1 protein-coding gene is annotated in these 2490 nt (G+C 34.3%); it reads left to right on the plus strand.

Annotation, left to right across the window (positions count from 1 at the left end):
• The first annotated feature begins 704 nt into the window (after positions 1-704).
• Complete coding sequence (locus PSN35_RS07040) at positions 705-890, plus strand: hypothetical protein (RefSeq protein WP_300031410.1); 186 nt, start codon at positions 705-707, stop codon at positions 888-890.
• The last annotated feature ends 1600 nt before the right edge of the window (positions 891-2490 follow it).

Consider the following 2490-nt stretch of genomic DNA (forward strand, 5'->3'; position numbering starts at 1 on the left):
CACTTGTTGATGGACAGGATGTTGAGGAAACTCCTCACACAATCAGCATGTGCTATGTATAGATCAACCCACTCACTTGTTGATGGACAGGATGTTGAGGAAACTCCTCACACAATCAGCATGTGTTATGTATAGATCAACCCACTCACTTGTTGATGGACAGGATGTTGAGGAAACTCCTCACACAATCAGCATGTGTTATGTATAGATCAACCCACTCACTTGTTGATGGACAGGATGTTGAGGAAACTCCTCACACAATCAGCATGTGCTATGTATAGATCAACCCACTCACTTGTTGATGGACAGGATGTTGAGGAAACTCCTCACACAATCAGCAAAGTTTCAATCATTTCCCGAGGGTTCCCCACGGATGAAAATTAATCTAAATTGTTAGCCTCGACCTTTACTACCAAAGTTCACCCAATCAAACTAATACGATTCTAGCTATAACTTCTACAAATACCGGTCTTCTCAATCGGAAGTGAGACTGAAAATAAAATTGTCCGTTGTAAATCTTGTAATTGGTATGCTAAAATGTGATCATTGTAATCCAAACCTGACTGTTCTTGTTTAGTGAAAGCTTCTTTCCGTAATTTAAATTTAAATATGATTCTATTGTCTTATTTTAGAAGTTGTTTTATTACAGATCTTATTTTTATTATTCAGAGAAACATGTTAAAAAACAGAACAGTACAACTAACATGGAAGTAGGAGAGGGAAAACCTCGCACACAAAGTCTGAGTCCAGAAAACAGTGTAGATCAAGATCATGACCCTGATGGACCCATAGAGGAGGAGTCTGATTCTGATCTAAGTGAATATGAATCTGATGAAGATGGCGAAAAAACAGATAAGATTGTACAATACCAAAAAGAAAAGGTTAGATAAAGTTGATCAAAATCTGAAAATAGTCATAGAACACCAGTTGAAATGAAGTTTACTGAATAAGCATGACATTCTGGACATAAAACTTCCTTTTCATAAGTAAAATCTAAAAAGGAACATAAAACATCATACAGTTCTGATTATACACATTTAGGACAAAGTTATCGTTTATTCTACGGTTGATGCTGACTTGATCTATATTGAGAGAAACAGTCAATAATCTACTAAATTCTTTAAATTTGACAGAATAATAAGTATATCATTTGTCTTTATGATAACAAATAGACTATTATTGTATGTTTTAACAGGGCACAGCAGGTACTGAGGCTGAAGCAGGATTAGAGATGTCAGAACTTGTCAACTATATACAACCTGTTCATTTCCACTCCTTTGATATGTCCGAAAGTGAGTAATGAGGGGTGGGGGACAGAACGATGACCTAGTTCCATCCTTATTTTATTTTTCATGGGTGTTTATGAATCTTATTGATCTATGCCAATTTTGAATTGTAATTCATTTCAAGTCTTTGATGGAAGTATCCTGTATTTATGTAATATTTGTTTAGTGAAGAAAGATATGATGCAAGGAATTTATGAGTAAATCATATTCGTTAAATACAAAACAGTGGATGTTTAGAACAGTTTTATGTGGATTAGACAAACTTTGTAAATACAGTCAAACCTGTCTTAAGCAGTCACTCATGGGGAATGTCAAAAGTCACCTCTCAAGAGAGAAACCTGTCTTAAGCAGTCACTCATGGGGAATGTCAAAAGTCACCTCTCAAGAGAGGTGACCTCTTTTTAAAAGAGGTTCAGTAAAAACTGACCAAAGTTGTCATCAAATGGATTGCCAAGTACTTTCACGAATTATACATTGTATTATAAATGTATTTATGGATGTAAATGAACATAAGTTATGTTGAATAATGTACGCAATAATAAACGCAAAAAACACCATTTTTTCCAGGTATATTCAATACTTTTCAAAATGTTTAAATATGCTTACCGTCATTAGGGTTGCATAATGTGCATTGGTGCATAATGCACACCCCCTCTTGGCCTTGAAAATCTCCAGAAAAAAACTAGTTCGTGTCAAAAATGCATATATATTTTTCAGTCCTTTGAGCATGTTTCATTTGCTGCGAGAATTTAAGAACCTTTTATCTCTTTTCATCTTCAATAAAGTTGCAAAATATTAAATGTGTTGGGTTTTATTGGTGTTTTCATATGATGTTTTTATTATCCTGATGTTGTGTGATGGATTCGAAATCCAGTACAGCATCGGTAAATACAATGTATAAGTTTAAATTACGGATCTGAATGTAAATTAACCCAGTTGAAAGTTGAAGATGACAGAAAATAATTATATAGAATAAAGAAAGGCAAACAATTGTCACTTATTATGACATTGTTGAACATTGCTAAGCTTGTGAGGAGTTGTAGAAAATACGGTTGTTACATACATCAAAGAGAGCTTGATATTTAAAGTATGGCTCAACCAAATCGATTACGGTGTATTTCACATTTACCGTTCCTGAGTTATGGCCCTTTTTCTCTTAGAAAATAGGGACTTTTTAGGTTTCCGGATGATATTTAAAGTATGG

Source organism: Candidatus Thioglobus sp., from assembly GCF_028599055.1.
GTDB lineage: Bacteria > Pseudomonadota > Gammaproteobacteria > PS1 > Pseudothioglobaceae > Thioglobus_A.

Excerpts from the sequence above, each read along its gene's own strand:
- PSN35_RS07040 (WP_300031410.1), top strand. The coding sequence starts at position 705 with ATGGAAGTAGGAGAGGGAAAACCTCGCACACAAAGTCTGAGTCCAGAA.